This is a genomic window from Magnetospirillum sp. ME-1 (genome assembly GCF_002105535.1).
GTDB lineage: Bacteria > Pseudomonadota > Alphaproteobacteria > Rhodospirillales > Magnetospirillaceae > Phaeospirillum.
Genome location: NZ_CP015848.1, coordinates 3243733 through 3264539 on the forward strand (window position 1 = coordinate 3243733; position 20807 = coordinate 3264539).

Genomic DNA, 20807 nt, shown 5'->3' on the forward strand with positions numbered 1-20807 from the left:
GCGGTCCGGCGCTCCGGCGACGCGCCGGACCGTTTGGTACTTTTTGGTTTAGCCCTTGAGGAGCTTCACCATGGTCGAGCCCAGCGAAGCGGGCGAGTCGGCGACGGCGATGCCGGCGGACAACAGGGCTTCCACCTTGAAGTCGGCGGTGTCGTTGCCACCCGAGATCACCGCGCCGGCATGGCCCATGCGGCGGCCGGGCGGAGCGGTACGGCCGGCGATGAAGCCGACGGTCGGCTTCTTCACCTTGGAGCGCTTCAGCAGCTCGGCGCCCTGGACCTCGGCGTCGCCGCCGATTTCGCCGATCATGATGATCGCCTGGGTCTCGGGGTCGGCCAGGAAGAGCTCCAGGCTGTCGACGAAGTTGGTGCCGTTGATGGGGTCGCCACCGATGCCGATGCAGGTGGTCTGGCCCAGACCGGTGGCGGTGGTCTGCGCCACCGCTTCATAGGTCAGGGTGCCCGAACGGGACACGATGCCGATCTTGCCGCGCTGGTGGATGTGACCGGGCATGATGCCGATCTTGCACTCGCCAGGGGTGATGACGCCGGGGCAGTTCGGCCCGATCAGACGGGTCTTGGAGCCCTGCAGGGCGCGCTTGACGGCCAGCATGTCGGCCACCGGGATACCCTCGGTGATGCAGACGGCCAGCTCGATCTCGGCGTCGATGGCTTCCAGGATGGCGTCGGCCGCGAAGGGCGGCGGCACGTAGATCACGGAGGCGTTGCAGCCGGTCTTGGCCTTGGCCTCGGCGACGGTGTTGAACACCGGCAGGTCCAGGTGGGTGGTGCCGCCCTTGCCGGGGGTCACGCCGCCAACCATCTTGGTGCCGTAGGCGATGGCCTGCTCGGAGTGGAAGGTGCCCTGGGCGCCAGTGAAGCCCTGGCAGATCACCTTCGTGTTGGAATTAACGAGAACGGCCATTTTTATGCAGCCTCCTTCACGGCCTTCACCACCTTCTCGGCGGCATCGGCGAGGTTGTCGGCGGCAATGATCGGCAGACCCGACTGCGCCATGATCTTCTTGCCCAGCTCGACGTTGGTGCCTTCCAGGCGAACCACCAGCGGGACGTTCAGCGAGACTTCGCGGGCGGCGGCGACAACGCCTTCGGCGATGACGTCGCAGCGCATGATGCCGCCGAAGATGTTGACCAGGATGCCTTCGACGTTGGGATCCGACAGGATCAGCTTGAAGGCGGTGGTGACGCGCTCCTTGGTGGCGCCGCCGCCGACGTCGAGGAAGTTGGCGGGCTCGGAGCCGTACAGCTTGATGATGTCCATGGTGGCCATGGCCAGGCCGGCGCCGTTGACCATGCAGCCGATCTGGCCGTCCAGCTTGATGTAGTTCAAGGAGTGACGGGCGGCTTCGAGCTCGGCCGGGTCTTCCTCGGACTCGTCACGCAGCTCTTCGATGTCCTTGTGACGGAACAGCGCGTTGTCGTCGAAGTTCACCTTGGCGTCGAGAGCGATCAGCTCGCCGGCGCCGGTGACCACCAGCGGGTTGATCTCGACGATGGAGCAGTCCAGGTCCATGAACGCCTTGTAGAGCGCGCCGACGAACTTGACGCAGGTGTTGACCTGCTTGCCCTCGAGGCCCAGACCGAAGGCGATCTGGCGGCCGTGGTACTGCTGGAAGCCCTCGACCGGGTCGATGGCGACCTTCAGGATCTTCTCGGGGTGGTTATGGGCCACTTCCTCGATCTCCATGCCGCCCTCGGTGGAGGCGACGATGGTGACGCGGCAGGTGGCGCGGTCAACCAGCATGGACAGGTACAGCTCGCGCTTGATGTCGCAGCCCTGCTCGATGTAGACGCGCTTGACTTCCTTGCCCGCCGGGCCGGTCTGCTTGGTGACCAGGATCTGGCCCAGCATCGCCTCGACGTTGCTCTTCACTTCCTCGACCGACTTGACGACGCGGACGCCGCCCTTGCCGTTGGGGTCGTTCTTGAAGCGGCCGGCGCCGCGGCCACCGGCGTGGATCTGGGACTTCACCACGTAGACCGGGCCGCCCAGTTCCTTGGCAACCTGCACCGCCTCGTCGGGGGTGTAGGCGACGCCGCCCTTCAGCACGGCGACGCCGTACTTGGCCAGCACCTGCTTGCCCTGATACTCATGAATGTTCATCGGGTCTTGCTCCCCTTGAGTGTCTTGTCGATTAGCCCATCAGGCCCTTGGCGACCTTGACCAGGCCGCGAACGGCGTCGGCCGACTTGTTGAACTCGGCCTGCTCGGCGGCGTTCAGCTCGATCTCGACGATGCGCTCCACGCCCTTCTCGCCGATCACCACCGGCACGCCGACGAACACGTCGTCGGGCTGGCCGTAGGTGCCGGCCTTGACCAGGGTGGCGACGGGCAGGACGCGCTTCTTGTCCTTCAGGAAGGCTTCGGCCATCTGGACGCCCGAGGCGGCCGGAGCATAGTAGGCCGAGCCGGTCTTCAGCAGGTTGACGATCTCGGCGCCGCCGTCACGGGTGCGCTGCACGATCTTGTCCAGCTTCTCCTGGGTGGTCCAGCCCATCTTCACCAGGTCGGGCAGCGGAATGCCGGCGACGGTGGAGTAGCGGACCAGCGGGACCATGGTGTCGCCGTGGCCGCCCAGCACGAAGGCGGTGACGTCTTCGACCGAGACGTTGAACTCTTCACACAGGAAGGTGCGGAAGCGGGCGGAATCCAGCACGCCGGCCATGCCGACGATCATGTTCGAGGGAACGCCGGAATAGTGCTGCAGCGCCCAGACCATCACGTCCAGCGGGTTGGTGATGCAGATCACGAAGGCGCCGGGGCAGTTCTTCTTGATGCCCTCGCCGACGGCGGCCATGACCTTGAGGTTGATGCCGACCAGGTCGTCGCGGCTCATGCCGGGCTTGCGCGGCACGCCGGCGGTGACGATCACCACGTCGGCGCCGGCGATGGCGGAGTAGTCGTTGGCACCGGAATAGCGGCAGTCCACGCCCTCGACCGGGGTGGACTCGAGGATGTCGAGGCCCTTGCCCTGGGGGATGCCCTCGGCGATGTCGAACATGACGACATCACCCAGTTCCTTGAGGCCGATCAGGTGGGCGAGCGTGCCGCCGATGTTGCCGGACCCTACGAGAGCGATCTTCTTGCGTGCCATGGATGGAGTTCCCTCGAAATCGTGAGATGGTTCTAGACGAACGGGTGGGGCGCGCGGAAGCGCGCAAAAATGGCCTGGGGGGCTTAGGTAACGCGATTCGCGCCCAAGGGCAAGCGGATTGGCATGCAGCGGGCGCAAAGCCGCCCCGCCGGAAACCTTGGGATTTCCGAACACTGGCCACAAAGCGGTAGGACCAGGGCGGTAATGCTTTGGACTCGTTACAGGAAACCCTACCCGGAAGGGGTTGCCGGCTACCCGTAGGGGTTGGCTGGGGCATGTTGCGGTGCGGCGATCCGCCTACCCCACCCACTCCCGCATCACGTAATCCTCGGCCTGCATCTCCATGAGGCGGGACACGGTGCGCTGGAATTCGAAGGCGCCGACGCCCTCGGGGTAGAGGGTTTCGGGGGGCGCGGCGGCCGAGCAGATGAGCGTCACCTTGTGCTCGTAGAGGGCGTCGATCAGGGTGACGAAGCGCCTGGCCTCGTCCTTGTTGGCGGGCGACAGCAGGGGGATGTCGGACAGCACCAGGGTGTGGTAGCGCGACGCCAGCGCCAGGTAGTCGCTGGGCCCCAGCGCCGCGCCGCACAGCTGGGAGAACGAGAAGCGGGCGACGCCCACGGCGGCGAGCGGGATGCGCAATTGCCGCCCGTTGACCTCGATGGTGTGGGGCGTGGCGCCGGCGCCCTCGGTCAGCCGGGCGAAGGCCAGTTCCAGGGCGTTCTCCGCCTCCTCGGTCAGCGGCGCGTGGTAGACCTGCAGGCCGCGCTTGCGGCCCAGGCGGTAATCGCGATCCGAGTTCAGCTCCAGGATGTCCAGCTTTTCCTGGATCAGCTTGATGAAGGGGATGAAGCGTTCCCGCTGGAGCCCATCCTTGTAGAGGTCGTTGGGATGGCGGTTGGAGGTGATGACCACGATCACCCCGTCATCCATCAGGCACTTGAACAGCCGGCCGACGATCATGGCGTCGGCGATGTCGGTGACCTGCAGTTCGTCCAGGCACAAAAGCCAGGCTTCCGAGGCGATGGAGCGGGCCAGCTTGGGGATGGGGTCGGCATCGCCGCGGCTCGGCGTCTGGCGCCATTTGTGGATGTCGGCGTGGATGTCGCGCATGAACTCGTGGAAGTGGACGCGCTTCTTGCCCGGGATCGAGGCGGTGTGGAAGAACAAATCCATCAGCATGGACTTGCCGCGCCCCACCTCGCCGAAGATGTAGAGGCCGTGCTTGGGGCCCGCCTGGGCTTCGAGATCGCCGCCGCCCCAGCTCCAGGCGGAGGCCGGCGCCGCCTTCTTCAGGCCGAAGCGGGCCAGCCAGCCGGTCTCGCCCAGCGCCGGCCGGTAGCGGGCCAGGGCATGGTGAAGGCTTTGCAGCTTCTCCATGGCCAGTTCCTGGGCGACGTCCGGTCGGACCTCGCCACTGGCGACCTTGGCGCGGTAGGCGAACAGGGGGCCTTCGCCCATGGTTCCTTCAAGCTCCCGAAACGAAAGCGGGCGGGAGTCGCCTCCCGCCCGGTCCTGGATGCCGGGGGCGTTCAGCCGTCGGCGTTGATCTTGGCGATGATGTCGCCCAATGCCTTGTCGCACACGGCGTTGTCCACCTGGCAGGTGCCGGCGTTCATGTGGCCGCCGCCGCCGTACTTCAGGCACAACTCGCCCACATTGGTGTTGGACGAGCGGTTGACGATGGACTTGCCGATGGCGAAGACGGTGTTCTGCTTCTTCACGCCCCACAGCACGTGGATGGAGATGTTGGTCTCCGGATACAGCGCGTAGATCATGAAGCGGTTGCCGGCGAAGATGGTGTCCTCGCCCCGCAGGTCCAACACCACCAGGTTCTTGTGGACGGTGGAGCAGCGCTTGATCTGGTCCTTGAACTTCTCGGCGTGCTCGAAATAGATGTCGGTCCGTTCCTTGACGTCGGGCAGGGCCAGGATCTGGTCGATGTTGTGGTTCCGGCAGTAATCGATCAGGTCCATCATCAGCTGGTAGTTGGACACCCGGAACTCGCGGAAGCGGCCCAGGCCGGTGCGGGCGTCCATGATGTAGTTGAGCAGGGTCCAGCCGGTGGGATTGAGGATCTCCTCCAGCGAGTACTGGGCGGAATCGCCCTGGTCCACCGCCGCCATCATCTCGTTCCAGGCCGCCGGGAACACCTTGGAGCCGCCGTAATAGTTATAGACCACGCGGGCGGCCGAGGGGGCCTCGGCCTCGATGACGTGGTTTTCCTTCTTGCCCACCCGGATGGTCTCGGACAGGTGGTGGTCGAAGGCGATGTGCACGCCTTCCACATAGGGAAGGTTGGTGGTGATGTCCTTCGGCCCGATCTCGATGATGCCGTCCTGCATGTCCTTGGGATGGACGAACTTGATGTCGTCGATGAGATCGAGCTGCTTCAGCAGCACCGCGCAGACCAGACCGTCGAAGTCGCTGCGGGTAACCAGCCGGAATTTCTTGCCGTCGGACATAGACCTACTCCTCTTTCCCACCCCAGGGGTAGACACCATTTCCCCGAGAATAGCCTCGAGTGGTTCCAGTGACAACGTCCCTGGCGCAGGAATGTTTTTAAAAAAGTGGGGAGTTGGTTTAAACAATGGGGGCTTTTCCGGTTTCCATGGGCGTCTCCGATGCATGCCATCCGCACTACCGCCTTCGTCCTGCTGGTCGCGTTTCTGGGCGGCTGCTCCATGGGAGAGGCGTTCGTCGACCGCCGTGAGATGGAAAAGTCCGTCAAGAAGCAGAAACTTCCCGGTCATGATGGCAATCTGACGGTCTGTTACGGCAACGACACCCCCAAGGCGGAGCGCGAGCGGCTGGCCGCCGAAGCCTGTGAGGTTTACGGCCTCAAGGCCATGCTGGTCAGGGAGCTGAAGTGGCAGTGCCGCCTGACCGTTCCGCATCTGGCCAATTATTACTGCTACGATCCCGATATGCGCATGGCCAATGGAGCTCTGGTGGATCCGTTCTCCAATTCCCAGGTGAAGGCCTGGGAGCGCGAACGCCGGCCGAAGGAGCCGTCCGCCGAGGAATAAGGCAATGAAAAGGGGCGGCCCCCATGGGAGCCGCCCCATCCGTTTAAGGGATCGCCAGACGCCCTTAGAGGCGGCGCTCGGCGATCTTTTCCTTGATGGCACCGATGGCCTTGGCGGGATTGAGTCCCTTGGGGCAGGTCTTGGTGCAGTTCATGATGGTGTGGCAGCGGTACAGCTTGAAGGGGTCTTCAAGCGCGTCCAGACGCTCGCCGGTCATCTCGTCGCGGGTGTCGAGAATCCAGCGGGCGGCCTGCAACAGCACCGACGGGCCGAGATAGCGGTCGCCGTTCCACCAGTAGCTGGGGCAGCTGGTCTGGCAGCAGAAGCACAGGATGCATTCCCACAGGCCGTCGAGCTTCTCGCGCTCTTCCGGGCTCTGCAGGCGCTCGCCGTCCGGCGGCGGGGCGGTCTGGGTCTGCATCCAGGGCTTGATGGAGGCCAGCTGGGCATAGGGCAGGGTCAGGTCGGGGATCAGGTCCTTGACCACCGGCATGTGCGGCAGCGGATAGATGGCCGCGTCGCCTTTGATGTCCTCGATGGGCTTGAGGCAGGCCAGCGTGTTGGTGCCGTCGATGTTCATGGCGCACGAACCGCAGATGCCTTCGCGGCACGAGCGGCGGAAGGTCAAGGTCGAGTCGATCTCGTTCTTGATCTTCAACAGGGCGTCCAGAACCATGGGGCCACAGGCGTCGAGGTCGACCTCGTAGCTGTCGAGCCGCGGGTTGGCGTTGGAATCGGGGTCGTAGCGGTAGATCTTGAAGACCTTGACGTTCTTGGCGCCAGTGGCCTTGTAGACCTTGCCGGGCTGGACCCGCGAGTTGGCGGGCAGGGCGAATTCAACCATGTGCGTTCTCCTTACCCTTCCTCAGTACACGCGCTTTTGCGGCTTGATGTACTCGACCTCGTCGGTCAGCGTGTAGGTGTGCACCGGACGGTAGTCCAGGGTCACCTTGCCGTCCTTGACGGTGGCCAGGGTGTGCTTCTGCCATTCGACGTCGTCACGCTCGGGGAAGTCCTCGTGCGCATGGGCGCCGCGGCTTTCGTGGCGGGCTTCGGCGCCGACGATGGTGGCCAGCGCGCAATCCATCAGGTTCTCGAGCTCGAGAGCCTCGACCAGGTCCGAGTTCCACACGGTGGAGCGGTCGTTGATCTTGATCTGCGGCAGGGTGGAGGCCACCTGGCCCATCTTCTCGCAGCCCTCGGCCAGCGACTTCGAGGTGCGGAACACCGCGGCGTCGTTCTGCATGGTCTTCTGCATGGCCAGGCGGATCTCGCTGGTATGCATGGAACCCGAGGCGTTGCGCAGACGGTCGAAGCGCGACACGGCCAGATCCGAGCCATCCTTGGGCAGCGGCTTGTGCGGCGTGCCGGGCTTGAGGATCTTGGCGGCGTGCAGCGCGGCGGCGCGGCCGAACACCACGATGTCCAAGAGCGAGTTGGTGCCCAGGCGGTTGGCGCCGTGCACCGACACGCAGGCGGCCTCGCCGATGGCCATCAGGCCCTGCACCGTGGCGTCGGGATTGTCCTTGGTGGGACGCAGCACTTCGCCGTGCAGGTTGGTGGGGATGCCGCCCATGTTGTAGTGGACGGTGGGCAGAACCGGGGCGGGGGCCTTGGTCACGTCGACGCCGGTGAAGATCTTGGCGGTCTCGGTGATGCCGGGCAGGCGCAGTTCCAGGGTCTCGGCACCCAGGTGCTCGAGATGCAGGAAGATGTGGTCCTTGTCCTTGCCCACGCCGCGGCCTTCGCGGATTTCCATGGTCATGGCGCGCGACACCACGTCGCGGGACGCCAGGTCCTTGGCGGTGGGGGCGTAACGCTCCATGAAGCGCTCGCCGGCGGAGTTGGTCAGGTAGCCGCCTTCACCGCGGGCGCCCTCGGTGATCAGGCAGCCCGAACCGTACATGCCGGTGGGGTGGAACTGCACGAACTCCATGTCCTGCAGCGGCAGGCCGGCGCGGGTCACCATGCCGTGGCCGTCGCCGGTGCAGGTGTGGGCCGAGGTGCACGAGAAGTAGGCGCGGCCATAGCCGCCCGAGGCCAGCACCACCTGATGGGCGCGGAAGCGGTGGAGCGTGCCGTCGTCCAGGTTCCAGGCCATCACGCCGCGGCAGGTGCCGTCGGCATCCATGATCAGGTCGAGCGCGAAGTACTCGATGAAGAACTCGCACTGGTGCTTCAGGCACTGGGAGTACAGCGTGTGCAGGATGGCGTGTCCGGTGCGGTCGGCGGCGGCGCAGGCGCGCTGCACCGGCTTCTCGCCGAAATTGGACATGTGGCCGCCGAACGGACGCTGGTAGATCTTGCCTTCCGGAGTGCGCGAGAAGGGCACACCGAAATGCTCGAGCTCATGCACGGCCGGCACGGCCTCGCGGCACATGTACTCGATGGCGTCCTGGTCGCCCAGCCAGTCCGACCCCTTGACGGTGTCGTACATGTGCCACTGCCAGGTGTCCTCGGCCATGTTGCCGAGCGAGGCGCCGATGCCGCCCTGGGCGGCCACGGTGTGCGAGCGGGTGGGGAACACCTTGGTGATGCAGGCGGTCTTGAAGCCGGCCTGACCCATGCCCATGGTGGCGCGCAGGCCGGCGCCGCCGGCACCGACAACCACCACGTCGTAGGTGTGGTCGATAATCTTGTAGGCAGCCATGACGTCAGGCTCCAATCGCGACTTTGAGGATCGACACCGTCATGAAGACGGCGAGGAAGGCGATGACCAGCTTGGACCCGACCAGGGCTGCGACCTTCTTGCATTCGCAGTGGACGTAGTCCTCGATCACCACCTGCAGGCCCAGCGCGGCGTGATACATCACGGTCAGCACGGTGAGCAGCAGCAGCGAGGAATTGCCGGGCTTGGCCATCCACGCCTTGAAGGTGGCGTAGTCGGCATGCGACAGGCCGATCACGGAGACGGCGAACCACAGCGACAGCGGGACCAGGAAGATGGCGGTGACGCGCTGGGCGATCCAGTGGCCGGCGCCTTCCTTGGCGGAACCGAGGCCGCGGGCGCGGCCGACAGGGGATTCGAGGCTCATATCTGGCGCTCCCGATTACAGGCCGAAGATCCAGGCCAGCAGGGTCAGCAGCGCAGCGGCGCCCACGACCATGCGGCCCGACTTGTCGGCCTCGGCGATCTCGTAGCCACGGCCCTTGTCCCAGAACAGGTGACGGATGCCGTTGCACAGGTGATAGAACAGGGCGCCGGTCCAGCCGAACAGCACCAGCTTGCCCAGCCACGAGCCGAGCACGGCCTGGGCGTGGCCATAGGCGACGGGGCCATAGGCGGCCGAGGCCAGCCAATAGGCCAGCACGACGGTGCCGACCGCGAGAGCCACGCCGGTGATGCGGTGGCTGATGGACAGGATGGCGGTGAACGGCATCCTGTAAACCTGGATATGAGGCGAAAGCGGCCGGGTGCGCGTTGTCATGGCAATAGCCCCTGAAATACGGACGACATGGGCCTTGTATCGGCCCTTTGCGGCGATGCGGTGTAGGTGTTTAGCCCCTCGTGCCTTCGGAGTCAACGATAGGGACCACACTTTCCGGCGGGAAATCCTACCCGGAGGGAGTAGGGCCAAACGCCGGGCCGAGTGTGATACGGCGGAATGCCTGCGTTGAAACGCTTTTAAGTGATGGCTGGAATTCCAAGGCCGGTGCGAGGGGAGTTCCCCTCGCACCTACCCGATCCTACTTCTTCCTGGGCATCAGCACGGTGTAATCGAAGTCCAGCACCACCGCCGGGTCGAAGTCCTTGCCGTTTTCCGCCTTGAAGGGGAAGCCGGCGCAAGGGCAGTTCTTGGTGGCGACCAGGCGGAGCCTCAGCGCGCCCACGTCCTTGCGCCCCGGAACCTCGATCTTTTCCAGCACCTCGGTCCAGGCGTGGATGGTGTCGCCGGCGAAGGTGGGGTTGGTGTGGCGTCCGCCGTTGATGGCGACGATCTTGAAGGCGTTGCCCAGGCCATTGAAGGACAGGGCGCGGGCCAGGCTGATGATGTGGCCGCCATAGATCAGGCGGCGGCCGAAGCGGCCCTGGCCTTCGGTGTACTGGTTGAAGTGAACCTTGGCGGTATTCTGCCACAGCCTGGTGGCCATCATGTGCTCGGCTTCCTCGATGGTCATGCCGTCCACATGGTCGATCTTCTCGCCCACCGCGTAGTCGTCCCACAGATGGGGGCTGCCGGCCAGCGTGGTGTCGTAGGCGGACAGCTTCAGCCCCTCGGGGATCACCAGATCGGCGGCGGCGACGGACTCGGCCAGGTCGGGCACCTTTTCCTCGGCGACGGGGGCGTTCTGGTCGCGCTTTCTGACCATCACCCAGCGCACGTATTCCACCACCATCTCGTGGAGCTGGTTGGTGCCCACCGAACGGACATAGACCACGCCGGTCTGCTTGTTGGAGTTTTCCTTCAGCCCGATCACCGTCGAGGTGGTGGTGATGGTGTCGCCGGGATAGACCATCTCGCCGAAGCGGCCGACGGCATAGCCCAGGTTGGCGACGGCGTTGAGGCTGATGTCGGGCACGGTCTTGCCGAACACCACGTGGAAGGCCAGCAGGTCGTCAACGGGGGCGATGTGGCCCATGTTCTCGGCGGCGAGGCCCAGCGACTTGGCGAACTCGGCCGAGGAATTGACGGCGAAGCGCGAGCCGTACAGCGCGGTGTACATGGCCACGTCGCCGCTGGTGACGGTGCGCGGCGTGGCGTGGTTGATCACCTGGCCGAGGCGGAAGTCCTCGAAGAAATTGCCGGCGTTGGTCTTGGTCATTGCGGGACCCTTTTATTTTCGTCACCCCCGGGCTTGCCCCGGGGGTCCATGGATGCCCGGATCAAGTCCGGGCATGACGGGGTGAAACGGGGAGGGTGTCAGGCGGCCGCCATGGCGGCGATCTGGTCGGCCAGCGCCACGATGCGCCGCGCGTTCTCCACGTGCAGGTTCTCGATCAGCTTGCCGTCGACCACCACCACGCCCTTGCCGGCGGAGGCGGCTTCGGCATGGGCGGCGATGATCTTCTTCGACCACTCGATTTCCTTCTCGGCCGGGGCGAAGACCCGGTTGGCGGCGTCGATGGTCTTGGGGTGGATCAGGGTCTTGCCGTCGAAGCCCAGTTCCAGGCCCTGCTGGCAGGAATAGGCGAAGCCCTCGTCGTCGTTCAAGTCGAGATAGACGCCGTCCAGCGCGGCCAGCCCATAGGCCCTGGCCGCCAGCAGGCACAGGCCCAGCGAGGTGATCATGGGCAGGCGGTCGCGGGTGTGGGCGCAGTGCAGGTCCTTGGCCAGATCCGAGGTGCCCATGACGAAGCCGCCCATGCGGGGGCTGGACCCGGCGATCTCCTCGGCGCGCAGCATGCCGCGCGGGGTTTCCATCATGCACCAGATGGCCATGTCGGCGGGCGCCCCGTTGGAGACCATGATGGCTTCCACCTGACGCACGGTGTCGGCGCTTTCCACCTTGGGAATCAGCACGGCGTGGGCTCCGCACGCGGCGGCGGCGGCCACGTCGGCCTGGCCCCAGGGGGTGGCCAGCGAATTGACGCGCACCAGCAGTTCGCGGGCGCCGTAGCCGCCGGCCTTGACCGCATCGACAACCTGCTTGCGGGCCTCTTCCTTGGAATCGGGGGCGACGGCGTCCTCCAGGTCGAGGATCAGGCCGTCGGCGGGAAGCGTCCGGGCCTTTTCCAGGGCGCGCGGATTGGAACCGGGCATGTAGAGGACGGAACGGCGGGGCCGCGCGGTGGTCGCCATGGACGAAACTCCGACAAAGTGGCAAAAGGCGGGGCAGACTACCCGATGGTCCGGTTGCGGCGCAACATTGCATCGTCTATACCGGCCTGGAGATGAAGATTCTTTCTTTCCAATCGGCGGTGGCCTTCGGCCATGTGGGCAATTCCGCCGCCATCTTCGCCCTGCAGCGCCTGGGGCTGGAGGCGTGCCCGGTGGATACCGTGCAGTTCTCCAACCATCCCGGCTACGGCGCCTGGCGCGGCGGCGCCCATCCGGCCCAATCGCTCGGCGACGTGGTGGACGGCCTGGACGGCGCCGGATTGCTGGATACGTTCGGTGCGGTGCTGTCCGGCTATTTGGGGTTGGCCGAGACCGGCCGGGTGGTGGCCGACGCGGTGCGCCGCCTGCGCCGCGTCCATCCTGCCGCCCTTTATGTCTGCGATCCGGTGATGGGCGACGAGGATGGCGGCCTCTATGTGGCCGACGGCATCCCCCGGGTCTTCGCCGACGTCCTGGCTCCCCTGGCCGACATCGTCACGCCCAATTGCTTCGAACTGGGAATACTGACCGGTCGGTCAATCGCCACCGCCGAGGACGCCATCGGGGCGGCGCGCCTGCTGATGGAGCGGGGAACCAAGGCGGTGGTCGCCACCAGCCTGCCGGCGGGGGACGGCATGATCGGCTGCCTGGCGGTCAACGGCGAGGGGGCCTGGGTGGTTCGCACCCCCCGGCTGCGCTTCTCCACGCCGCCCAACGGCGGCGGCGACACCCTGTCGGCGCTGCTGCTGGCCCACCTCCTCAAGGGGTGCGACCTGCCCGAGGCCCTGTCCATGGCGGTCTCCAGCCTCTACGGGGTGCTGGAGAAGAGCCGGGCGGCGGGCGGGCGGGAACTGGCCCTGGTGGCGGGCCAGGACGAGATCATCCTTCCCACCCGCTTCTTCCCGCCCTTGCCGGTCAAGGGATAGAGGGCTGGGGGGCGGATTGCGGAGCCGCCTGGGGGGCCGGGGCGACGCTCGATCCGCGGATCTGGCTCAGAAGGCCGAACCAGAACGGTGCCCCCAGCATGGACGCCGACGCCGTGAACAGGCAGCCGACAAACTTGGCCAGCAGCCATGCCAGCCAGTCCTTGCCGCCGCCCGCCATCAGGCGTCCAAGCTCGACCTCGCTCCAGCCCATGGGAAGCCCGGCGGCGGCCAGGGCGGCCAGATCCTCCATGGCCTTGGTGTTGTCGTTGACCAGCGGTTTGACCTGAGCCACCAGTTCGGGGCTGGCCCAGATGGCCCTGGCCATGTGGAAGGCGTCGATGTTCAGGGCCACGGCCAGGATCAGGGCGATCAGGAATGTCCACTTCTGCGAGTTGCGCTTGAAGTTGTCCCGCACCCGCTCCATGGCGCCATCGAACCAGCCGGCCAGTTCCTGGTGAAAGCGGGCCGCGTCGCCGTCGACCCGGGCATAGACGCCGCTCAGGAACGTCTTGATCTGAGGGTCGGTGATCCGGTCGATGGCATCCTTGAGGCCCAGCTTGCCCACCGGGTCGGGGGTCTGGATCACCTCCACCAACGCCTGGGCGAATTGCATAGGGGCGACGAAGGTCGGCAGCGTCCCCTTGGCCTGCTGGTCGAGGGGCTTGCCGTCGCCCAGCGGGTGGACGGCCGCATGGGTGAACAGCCGGCCGGCCAGGCCGCTGAAGGTGGGGTCGTTGAGCAGGGCGCCGATGCCGTCGCGGAGGTTGGTCGACCGGGTCTGGAAGAATGTGGACAGAGCCTGATAGACGGCGCTGACCACCAGGGCCATCACCGCGAAGGTCATGATCATGCCGATGGCCACATTGATGACGGGTCCCAGTGTCATGACGCCCCTCCCTCTTATGAATAGGAGAAAAATATACACACAGGCATCTCGTTGGTAAATGGCCGAGGCCATGGCTCGGGCAGAGGGCGTCTGGAATCCGGCTTGGCAATCCGTGGCTGTGGGTGAGAGTGTTGCCTGGGGCGAGGTTTTGGTCTTTCCTGGCGCCCCGTTTCCCGTCGAAGGTCGTCCGGTGGACTCCGTCATTCCCTTCCTGCGCGGCATCGCCATCGGCTTCGCCATCGCCGCGCCCATCGGCCCGGTGGGCATCCTGTGCATCAGGAAGGCCCTGGCCGATGGCCGGCTGGCGGCCTTCGTCGCCGGGCTGGGGGCGGCGGTGGCCGATACTCTGTTCGGCGCGGTGGCGGCCTTCGGCATCGGGGCGGTGATGAGCTTCATCGACGGCCAGATGGTGACCCTGAAGGTGGTCGGCGGCGTCTTCATGCTGGGGCTGGGCGTTCACACCTGGCGCTCGGCGGCGGTCATGGTGGAGGCCGAACCGGGCAAGGGCCCCGGCATGGCGCGGGACTTCCTGTCCACCTTCGCCATCACCATCACCAATCCCGGCACCATCTTCGGGGTGGCCGGCGTCTTCGCCGCCCTGGGGCCCATGGGGCGTCCCGGCATCGGCCTGCCGACCGCCCTGCTGGTGGCGGGAATCTTCGCCGGTTCGGCCCTGTGGTGGCTGACCCTGTCGGCCCTGGCATCCGCGGCCAGGAACCGCTTCACGCCGGAACGCATGCGCCGCTTCAACCACCTGTCCGGCGTCATGCTGATGGTGTTCGGGGGGGCGGCGCTGGGCAGCCTATTGCTGTAGGCGGCGGCGCAGCAAAATCTCGCTCGTTCCCGCGCTCACCAGTCCGTCCAGCCCCGTCACCTCGGCGAAGCCGTGGCGGGCGTAGAAGGCCCGGGCCGGGGCGTTGAAGTCGGAGACGCAGGCCCACAGGTTGGGGGCGATTTCGGCGGCGTGGCGGGTGGTCCAGTCCATGACCGTGCCGCCCAGGCCGTGTCCCTGGACCTCACGCAGGATGGCGAACAGCTCGATATAGGGGCCGCGCAGCCAGGGGGAGCGGAGTGCGAGGAGGCCGGCCGTCCGGCCGTTTCTTTCCACGATCCAGCGGGTGAGCGCCGGATCACCGCGCTTCAGGTAACGCTCCAGGGCGGGCGCGCCATAGCCCAGCCGGGCCCAGGGATCCATGGCGGCCAGGGCCTGGGCCAGGGCGGGGGCGTCGGCGGCGTCAAGGGGGCGGAGCAGGGCGCCGTCCAGCGCGATGACGGTCATGGCGGCAAGGCCTCCTCCAGGGGCACGACGCGATAGCCCTTGGCGCGCAGTCCGGCCAGGATGGCGGGCAAAGCGGGGCCGGTGGCGGGGGCGCGGCGGTTGACGTGGAAGATCAGGATGGCGCCGGGGCGGGTCCGGGACAGCACCCATTCGGTCAGATGCCGGGGGGTGACGCCTGGGGCGGGATCACCGGAGGGGAAGCTCCAGTGCACCACTCTGTGGCCGGTGGCTTCCACCTCGGCCAGGCTGCGGCTGTCGTGGTCGCCGCCGGGAAAGCGGAAGAAGCGGGGCTTGCGGCCCGTCACCGCCTGGATGGCGGCGTCGGCGTCCTCGACCTCCTTGCGGATGGCGGCGGCGTCGAAGCGTTCCATGTGGCGGGGGTGGGCCATGGAATGGTTTTCCACCCGCACCAGGGGGCTGGCGGCCAGGGTCTTCAGCGCCTCGGCGTTGCGGCGGGCGAACAGGCCGGTGGCGAAGATGGTGTAGGGCACCTGCTCGGCGACCAGGACGTCGAGGATGGTCTGGTCGAGGAAGGCCGGCTGGCCCCTTGCCTCGCAGGCGTCGAAGGTCAGCGCCACCACCTTGTCGGCGGTGGGGGTGGGCAGCCGCTCGATGACCTCGGCGCGGGCGGGGGCGGCGAGGAGGAGGAGGAGAGCCGCGACAGCCGCCATTGCCCATAGGCCCGGGCGGACCATGGTCCGCAGGGAGGCGGCGGCCAAGCGCGCGGAGGCGCGCGCCCGGCGAGGGGCAATGATAAAGCTAGAATGCCGCGCCTCACCCTTGAGGCGCGGCATTCTAGAAATCCGGGTTGGCATAGTGCCGGGGGGGTGCCAGGCCGGGCAGGTGGTCGGCCAGCAGCACGCGGAAGCTGGGCCGCGACTTGACGCGGGCGTACCAGTCCTTGGCCGGGGCGTGCTGGTCCCACGGCACGTCGCCCACGTAATCCACGGCGGAAATCTGGGCGGCGGCGGCGATGTCGGCCAGGGTGAACACGCCGCCGGCCAGATAGCCGTGGCGTTCGGCCAGATGGCCCACATAGTCCAGATGCTGGTGGATATGGGCGTAGCCGGCGCGGATGCGGCGCGAATCCGGCTCGTTCTTGCCCGATTCCAGGCGCTTGAACACCTTTTCCCCCACCAGATGGTCGGTGACCTCGGCGTGGAACTTGCTTCCGAACCAGGCGACCAGACGGCGCACCTCGGCGCGGGCCAGGGGGTCGGCCGGCAGCAGCGGGGTCTCGCGGCTGGTCTCTTCCAGATACTCGACGATGGCGGTGGAATCGGCCAGGGCGGTGCCGTCGTCCTCGATCAGCACGGGCAGCTGGCCCGCCGGATTGAGGGCGAGGAATTCGGGTCGGCGCTCCCAGGTCTTTTCGATCTGGGGCTCGAAGTCCAGCTTCTTCTCGGCGAGCACGACGCGCACGAGGCGCGAGAAGGGGCAGAGCGGGTGATGGTAAAGGGTCCTCATGCGTCTCTTTTACCGCTTTTCCCGCAAAGAGAATAGAGGGTGGAGGCCCCATATGAACATTTCTTAAACGGCAGGCGGCCTTGACGTTTGCGGGCGGCTTCTGCACCCTGGCGCATCCTTCGCCGGAGCCCGAATCATGGCCTTTCTCGACCACATCCGCACCTGCAACCGCCACGATCTGGCCAAGTTCCGGCCGTTCTCGGTGGAGGGCAAGTGGATCGGCTGGGTCCGCCATGACGTGGCCCAGCGGCTTGCCGCCTTTCCCGAGGCCTTCCGGGTGTCCATCGAGGGCGTCAGCCTCCACCCGGGCCTGGCCACGCCCGAGGCGCGCAGCAACGCCATCGACGAGGTGGCCCGCGAACTGGCCGAAGATTGGGGCACGCCCAAGCTGCGGGGCGAGCGCTACAGGGTCTCGGCCCGCTTCGGCGATCCGGCCCTGATGAGCATCGACCGGGGCGTGGTCAGCCTGTTCGGCATCCGCGCCTATGGCGTCCACGTCAACGGCCTGGTGCGCCGCCCCGACGGCCTTCACCTGTGGATCGGCCGGCGCGCCAAGGACAAGAGCGTGGCGCCGAACAAGCTGGACAACATGGTGGCCGGCGGCCAGCCCAGTGACCTCTCCCTGGCCGACAACCTGATCAAGGAAGCGGCCGAGGAGGCCGACATTCCGGCGGCGCTGGCCGCCACCGCGCGCCCCGTCGGCGTGGTCTCCTATTGCCTGGAGGACGAGTGGGGCCTCAAGCCCGACGTGATGTTCTGCTACGACCTGGAGGTGCCCGAGGGCTTCACGCCGCGCAACACCGACGGCGAACTGCAGGGCTTCACCCTGATGCCGGTGGAGGACGTGGCCCGTCTGGTCAGGGACACCGACGAGTTCAAGTTCAACGTCAATCTGGTGATCATCGACTTCCTGATCCGCCACGGCCTGATCTCGCCCGACGTCGAGCACGACTACGTCGACCTGGTCAGCGGGCTCAGGAAAGGCGGCTGAGAGCCGCCTGTCATCCCGAGCGCAGCCGAGGGATCTCCGCTTGAAGCGGGGCTGCCGATCCTGAAAAACCGTGCCAGAATGAGATCCCTCCTCCCCCTGGTCGTCGGGATGACAAGTTCAGGGGCGCTTGACGATCCTTTAATTCCCACCAAGATAATATGACGAAGGGTGCCGGTGTCGGGCCCTTCCTTGGCGTACTCGCTCATGCCCGAGGAGAACGAAGATCATGTCCCGTTTGTCCGCGTTCAATTCCCCGCTGCTGCTCGGCTTCGACCATTTCGACCGGCTGCTCGACCGCATGTCCAAGACCTCGCCCGAGGGGTATCCGCCCTACAACATCGAACAGATTTCCGAGAACGGCCTGCGCATCACGCTGGCGGTGGCCGGGTTCTCGTGGGACGACCTGTCGGTGGCGCTCGAGGATAATCAGCTGGTCATCCGCGGCCGCCAGTCCGAGGACGAGGGCAATCGCATCTTCATCCATCGCGGCATCGCGTCGCGCCAGTTCCAGCGCGCCTTCCTGCTGGCCGACGGCATGGAGGTCATGGGCGCCTCGCTGGACAACGGCCTGCTGCACGTGGACCTGATCCGCCGGGTGCCGGAGCCCAAGGTCCGCACCATTCCCATCGGACGGGCGGGCGAAGCCCCCCATACCATCACCGTTTCCGCCGACGAAGCCTCGCCGGCGTCATCCCGGGCCAGAACCGGCCACAAGAGGGAGGTCTGAACATGAAGACCACGGACAACAGAAACGCCATCATGGGCCATCACCTGATGAGCGCCACGGATTTCCTCAACTGGGGCATGCCGGCCATTGCCTATTTCAAGCACGAGGACAACGGCGGCCAGGGCGGCTGGTCCATCCATGCCGCCGACGGCACGGTGATCGGCGCGGCGCCGTCGCGCGACACCGCCTTCGCCGCCATCGTCCAGCACGAGATGGAGCCCATGAGCGTGCACTGACGTGACGTCGTGAAAAGTCCTTCGCCCTGCGGGCTCAGTGTACTTTTCACGATGGAAGAATAAGGAAAAGCCCGCGCTTGGGGCGGTCCGGCGCGCGGGCTTTGCTTTATTTCTCCCCAATCCGAGACGAATGTCTCGGATTGGGTAAGATGAGTCAAAAATGGGCGCGAAGCCGCCTTAAGCCCATTTTTTCAATAGATCCTCGCGGAAAGTACACCGAGGCGTAGCCGAGGGACTTTCCGCGAAACTACGCCGCCCGGCTGGCCGGGCTTTCGGTCAGCAGGGCGTAGAGGGCGTCGGCATTGTCAGTGCCGCGCAGCTTTTCGCACACGCCCTTGTCGCGCAGCAGACGCGACACCCGGGCCAGGGCCTTCAGATGGTCGGCGCCGGCGGATTCGGGGGCCAGCAGCAGGAAAATCAGGTCAACCGGCTGTTCGTCGATGGATTCGAAGGCGATGGGCTTTTCCAGCCGCGCGAAGACGCCGTACAGGCGCTCCATGGCCGGCAGCTTGCCGTGGGGGATGGCGATGCCGTTGCCGACGCCGGTGGTGCCCAGACGCTCGCGCTCCAGCAGCACGTCGAAGATGGCCCGCTCGTGCAGGCCGGTAATCTCGGCAGCCTTCTTGGCCAGATCCTGCAGCGCCTGCTTCTTGGACGTAGCGCGCAAATTCGGAATGACGGCGGCCGGGCTGATCAGATCGGTGATTTCCATGAATCCACCCTATGAGCGCGGAACGCCTGGTTCCGCTGGGTCTTCACATAACGCGCGCGGGATACGCTCTACCGCGCCTAAGCTCCCCGTCCCGTCTCTCCCACGGGGCGGGCGGAAAATAGGCCCCGACTTGTCCGAAGTCAAGCATGGCGGACGAAGGGGCCAATCACATGCCCAGCGACTTCTCGCGCCGGCGCTGGACCGACGAGCCGATGTTCATGGCTTCCCGGTATTTTGCCACCGTCCGGCGGGCAATGTCGATGCCTTCGGCTTTGAGCGCGTCGACGATGGAATCGTCGGACAGCACGCTCTTGCCCTCGGCATCGATCAGCGCCTTGATGCGGTGGCGCACCGCTTCCGCCGAATGGGCGTCGCCGCCATCGGCCGAGCTGATGGCCTGGGTGAAGAAGTACTTCAGCTCGTAGATGCCCCTGGGGGTGGCGATGTACTTGTTGGAGGTGACGCGGCTGACCGTGCTTTCGTGCATGGAGATGGCGGTGGCGATGTCCCTTAAGACCAGGGGGCGCAGGTGCTGGACGCCCAGGCGGAAGAAGGCGTCCTGCTGGCGCACGATCTCGGTGGCCACCTTGAGGATGGTGGTGGCGCGCTGGTGCAGCGACTTCACCAGCCAGTTGGCCGACTGGAAGCGCTCGGAGATGTAGGTCTTGTCGTCCTTGCTGCGCGCGGCTCCGGCGATCTTGGAATAGTAGCGGGTGTTGACCAGCACGCGGGGCAGGGTGTCGGAGTTCAGCTCCACCACCCAGGCGCCGTCCTGGGTGCGGCGCATCAGCACGTCGGGGGTGACCGGCTGGGCCACCACGTGGTCGAAGGCCAGCGCCGGCTTGGGGTCCAGCGCCTTGATCTCGCCGATCATCTCGGCCAGATCCTCGGCATCGACGCCGCAGACCCGCATCAGGCCGGGCAGGTCGCGCCGGGCCAGCAGCTCCAGATTGTCCAGAAGCGCCTGCATGGCGGGGTCCAGGCGGTTCTTCTCGGCCAGCTGCAGCCCCAGGCATTCCTTGAGTGAGCGGGCGAAGACGCCCACGGGGTCGAAGCCCTGGACGCGGCGCAGCACCACTTCCACATGCTGGCGCGAACAGCCCAGCTTTTCCGCCAGCTCGTCCAGGTCGCCGATCAGGTAGCCGGCCTCGTCCAGCATCTCGATCAGGTGGAGCGCGATCAGGCGGTCGGCGGGGGCGGGGATGTCCATGTTGACCTGGGCGGCCAGATGGTCGCGCAAGCTGATCTCGCCGGCGGTCATCTGGTCCAGGCTGGATTCGCCGTCCTCGAAGCCGCCGCCGCCGCTGACATTGCCCCACTGGCTGAGTGATTCGTCCTGGACGGCGTCGGAGGCGCTGTCGTTGTTGAAGGTGTTGTCGTAATCCACGTCCATGCCGTCCTCGGCCGAGCCGGGGGTCATGCCGTCCAGCAGCGGCGTCTCGGCCGGGGCGGAATCGAGGACGGGCAGGTCGGAGGCATCGGCCTTGGGCTCGGCGGACTCCAGGCCCCGCTCGCCCTCCTCGCGCTCCAGCAGCGGGTTGCGCTCCAGCTCCTGATCGATGAAGGCGGCCAGCTCGAAATTGGACAATTGCAGCAGCTTGATCGCCTGCTGCAATTGCGGCGTCATCACCAGAGACTGGGTCTGGCGGATATCAAGCCGGGGACCGATGGCCATGGCGAG

Annotated in this window: 23 protein-coding genes; 6 read left to right on the top strand and 17 right to left on the bottom strand. The window is 66.3% G+C overall.

The genetic code is table 11. The features are described 5' to 3' along the window. Nucleotides 1-48 precede the first annotated feature (48 nt). The 5 genes from sucD to WV31_RS15320 all read right to left on the bottom strand — a co-directional run bounded on the left by sucD (nt 49) and on the right by WV31_RS15320 (nt 5579). Nucleotides 49-924, bottom strand: coding sequence for a succinate--CoA ligase subunit alpha (gene sucD / locus WV31_RS15300; protein ID WP_085374380.1), 876 nt, complete (start codon nt 922-924; stop codon nt 49-51). A gap of 2 nt (nt 925-926) precedes the next feature. Beyond that, on the bottom strand, nt 927-2123 hold the full coding sequence (sucC, locus tag WV31_RS15305) for an ADP-forming succinate--CoA ligase subunit beta (RefSeq protein WP_085374381.1): 1197 nt from the start codon (nt 2121-2123) through the stop codon (nt 927-929). 31 nt (nt 2124-2154) lie between these two features. After that, entirely contained in the window at nt 2155-3114 is a 960-nt protein-coding gene (gene mdh / locus WV31_RS15310; RefSeq protein ID WP_085374382.1) for a malate dehydrogenase, read from the bottom strand. Nucleotides 3115-3411: 297 nt separating this feature from the next. Then, complete coding sequence (zapE, locus tag WV31_RS15315) at nt 3412-4575, bottom strand: cell division protein ZapE (RefSeq protein ID WP_085374383.1); 1164 nt, start codon at nt 4573-4575, stop codon at nt 3412-3414. Nucleotides 4576-4646: 71 nt separating this feature from the next. After that, the gene (locus WV31_RS15320; protein ID WP_085374384.1) at nt 4647-5579 is read right to left on the bottom strand and encodes an exopolyphosphatase; all 933 of its coding nucleotides are present in this window, start codon (nt 5577-5579) and stop codon (nt 4647-4649) included. Between the two features lie 159 nt (nt 5580-5738). Here WV31_RS15320 and WV31_RS15325 point away from each other — a divergent pair, with 159 nt between their 5' ends. Further along, nucleotides 5739-6143: a hypothetical protein gene (locus WV31_RS15325; RefSeq protein ID WP_085374385.1), complete on the top strand. Its 405-nt coding sequence runs from the start codon at nt 5739-5741 to the stop codon at nt 6141-6143. Nucleotides 6144-6207: 64 nt separating this feature from the next. Here the strand turns inward: WV31_RS15325 and WV31_RS15330 are convergent, their stop codons facing one another. The 6 genes from WV31_RS15330 to WV31_RS15355 form a co-directional block, all read right to left on the bottom strand. Further along, on the bottom strand, nt 6208-6987 hold the full coding sequence (locus tag WV31_RS15330) for a succinate dehydrogenase iron-sulfur subunit (protein WP_085374386.1): 780 nt from the start codon (nt 6985-6987) through the stop codon (nt 6208-6210). Between the two features lie 21 nt (nt 6988-7008). Next, on the bottom strand, nt 7009-8793 hold the full coding sequence (gene sdhA, locus WV31_RS15335; RefSeq protein WP_085374387.1) for a succinate dehydrogenase flavoprotein subunit: 1785 nt from the start codon (nt 8791-8793) through the stop codon (nt 7009-7011). A 4-nt stretch (nt 8794-8797) separates the two neighbouring features. Further along, nucleotides 8798-9178 (bottom strand): succinate dehydrogenase, hydrophobic membrane anchor protein, encoded by a 381-nt coding sequence (sdhD, locus tag WV31_RS15340; RefSeq protein ID WP_085374388.1) that lies wholly within the window; start codon nt 9176-9178, stop codon nt 8798-8800. 15 nt (nt 9179-9193) lie between these two features. Next, nucleotides 9194-9571, bottom strand: a complete 378-nt coding sequence (sdhC, locus tag WV31_RS15345) for a succinate dehydrogenase, cytochrome b556 subunit (RefSeq protein ID WP_085374389.1) — start codon at nt 9569-9571, stop codon at nt 9194-9196. A 259-nt stretch (nt 9572-9830) separates the two neighbouring features. Beyond that, the gene (locus tag WV31_RS15350) at nt 9831-10907 is read right to left on the bottom strand and encodes a MaoC family dehydratase (protein WP_085374390.1); all 1077 of its coding nucleotides are present in this window, start codon (nt 10905-10907) and stop codon (nt 9831-9833) included. A 98-nt stretch (nt 10908-11005) separates the two neighbouring features. Next, entirely contained in the window at nt 11006-11884 is an 879-nt protein-coding gene (locus WV31_RS15355) for an HpcH/HpaI aldolase/citrate lyase family protein (RefSeq protein ID WP_085374391.1), read from the bottom strand. 92 nt (nt 11885-11976) lie between these two features. On the opposite strand from WV31_RS15355, the gene pdxY reads away from it, so the two are divergent. Continuing rightward, a complete protein-coding gene (gene pdxY, locus WV31_RS15360) occupies nt 11977-12828 on the top strand; it encodes a pyridoxal kinase PdxY (RefSeq protein WP_085374392.1) in 852 nt (283 codons plus the stop codon). Here pdxY and WV31_RS15365 read toward each other — a convergent pair. Then, on the bottom strand, nt 12818-13714 hold the full coding sequence (locus tag WV31_RS15365; RefSeq protein WP_085374393.1) for a hypothetical protein: 897 nt from the start codon (nt 13712-13714) through the stop codon (nt 12818-12820). The genes pdxY and WV31_RS15365 overlap by 11 nt on opposite strands. Nucleotides 13715-13904: 190 nt before the next feature. On the opposite strand from WV31_RS15365, the gene WV31_RS15370 reads away from it, so the two are divergent. Next, the gene (locus WV31_RS15370) at nt 13905-14528 is read left to right on the top strand and encodes a LysE family translocator (protein WP_085374394.1); all 624 of its coding nucleotides are present in this window, start codon (nt 13905-13907) and stop codon (nt 14526-14528) included. Here WV31_RS15370 and WV31_RS15375 read toward each other — a convergent pair. The 3 genes from WV31_RS15375 to WV31_RS15385 all read right to left on the bottom strand — a co-directional run bounded on the left by WV31_RS15375 (nt 14517) and on the right by WV31_RS15385 (nt 16460). Beyond that, complete coding sequence (locus WV31_RS15375) at nt 14517-14993, bottom strand: GNAT family N-acetyltransferase (protein ID WP_168185958.1); 477 nt, start codon at nt 14991-14993, stop codon at nt 14517-14519. The genes WV31_RS15370 and WV31_RS15375 overlap by 12 nt on opposite strands. Further along, the gene (locus WV31_RS15380) at nt 14990-15664 is read right to left on the bottom strand and encodes a polysaccharide deacetylase family protein (protein ID WP_168185959.1); all 675 of its coding nucleotides are present in this window, start codon (nt 15662-15664) and stop codon (nt 14990-14992) included. Before WV31_RS15380 ends, WV31_RS15375 begins: the two co-directional genes overlap by 4 nt. 124 nt (nt 15665-15788) lie before the next feature. Beyond that, nucleotides 15789-16460, bottom strand: coding sequence for a glutathione S-transferase family protein (locus tag WV31_RS15385; protein WP_085374397.1), 672 nt, complete (start codon nt 16458-16460; stop codon nt 15789-15791). A gap of 136 nt (nt 16461-16596) precedes the next feature. On the opposite strand from WV31_RS15385, the gene WV31_RS15390 reads away from it, so the two are divergent. The 3 genes from WV31_RS15390 (at nt 16597) to WV31_RS15400 (ending at nt 18414) form a co-directional block, all read left to right on the top strand. Beyond that, nucleotides 16597-17451 (top strand): DUF4743 domain-containing protein, encoded by an 855-nt coding sequence (locus WV31_RS15390; protein WP_085374398.1) that lies wholly within the window; start codon nt 16597-16599, stop codon nt 17449-17451. Nucleotides 17452-17677: 226 nt separating this feature from the next. Continuing rightward, a complete protein-coding gene (locus WV31_RS15395) occupies nt 17678-18178 on the top strand; it encodes an Hsp20 family protein (protein ID WP_085374399.1) in 501 nt (166 codons plus the stop codon). Between the two features lie 2 nt (nt 18179-18180). Beyond that, complete coding sequence (locus WV31_RS15400) at nt 18181-18414, top strand: DUF1150 family protein (protein ID WP_085374400.1); 234 nt, start codon at nt 18181-18183, stop codon at nt 18412-18414. A 247-nt stretch (nt 18415-18661) separates the two neighbouring features. Here the strand turns inward: WV31_RS15400 and ptsN are convergent, their stop codons facing one another. After that, the gene (ptsN, locus tag WV31_RS15405) at nt 18662-19126 is read right to left on the bottom strand and encodes a PTS IIA-like nitrogen regulatory protein PtsN (RefSeq protein ID WP_068431621.1); all 465 of its coding nucleotides are present in this window, start codon (nt 19124-19126) and stop codon (nt 18662-18664) included. A 166-nt stretch (nt 19127-19292) separates the two neighbouring features. Further along, nucleotides 19293-20801, bottom strand: a complete 1509-nt coding sequence (gene rpoN / locus WV31_RS15410; RefSeq protein ID WP_085374401.1) for an RNA polymerase factor sigma-54 — start codon at nt 20799-20801, stop codon at nt 19293-19295. Nucleotides 20802-20807 lie beyond the last annotated feature (6 nt).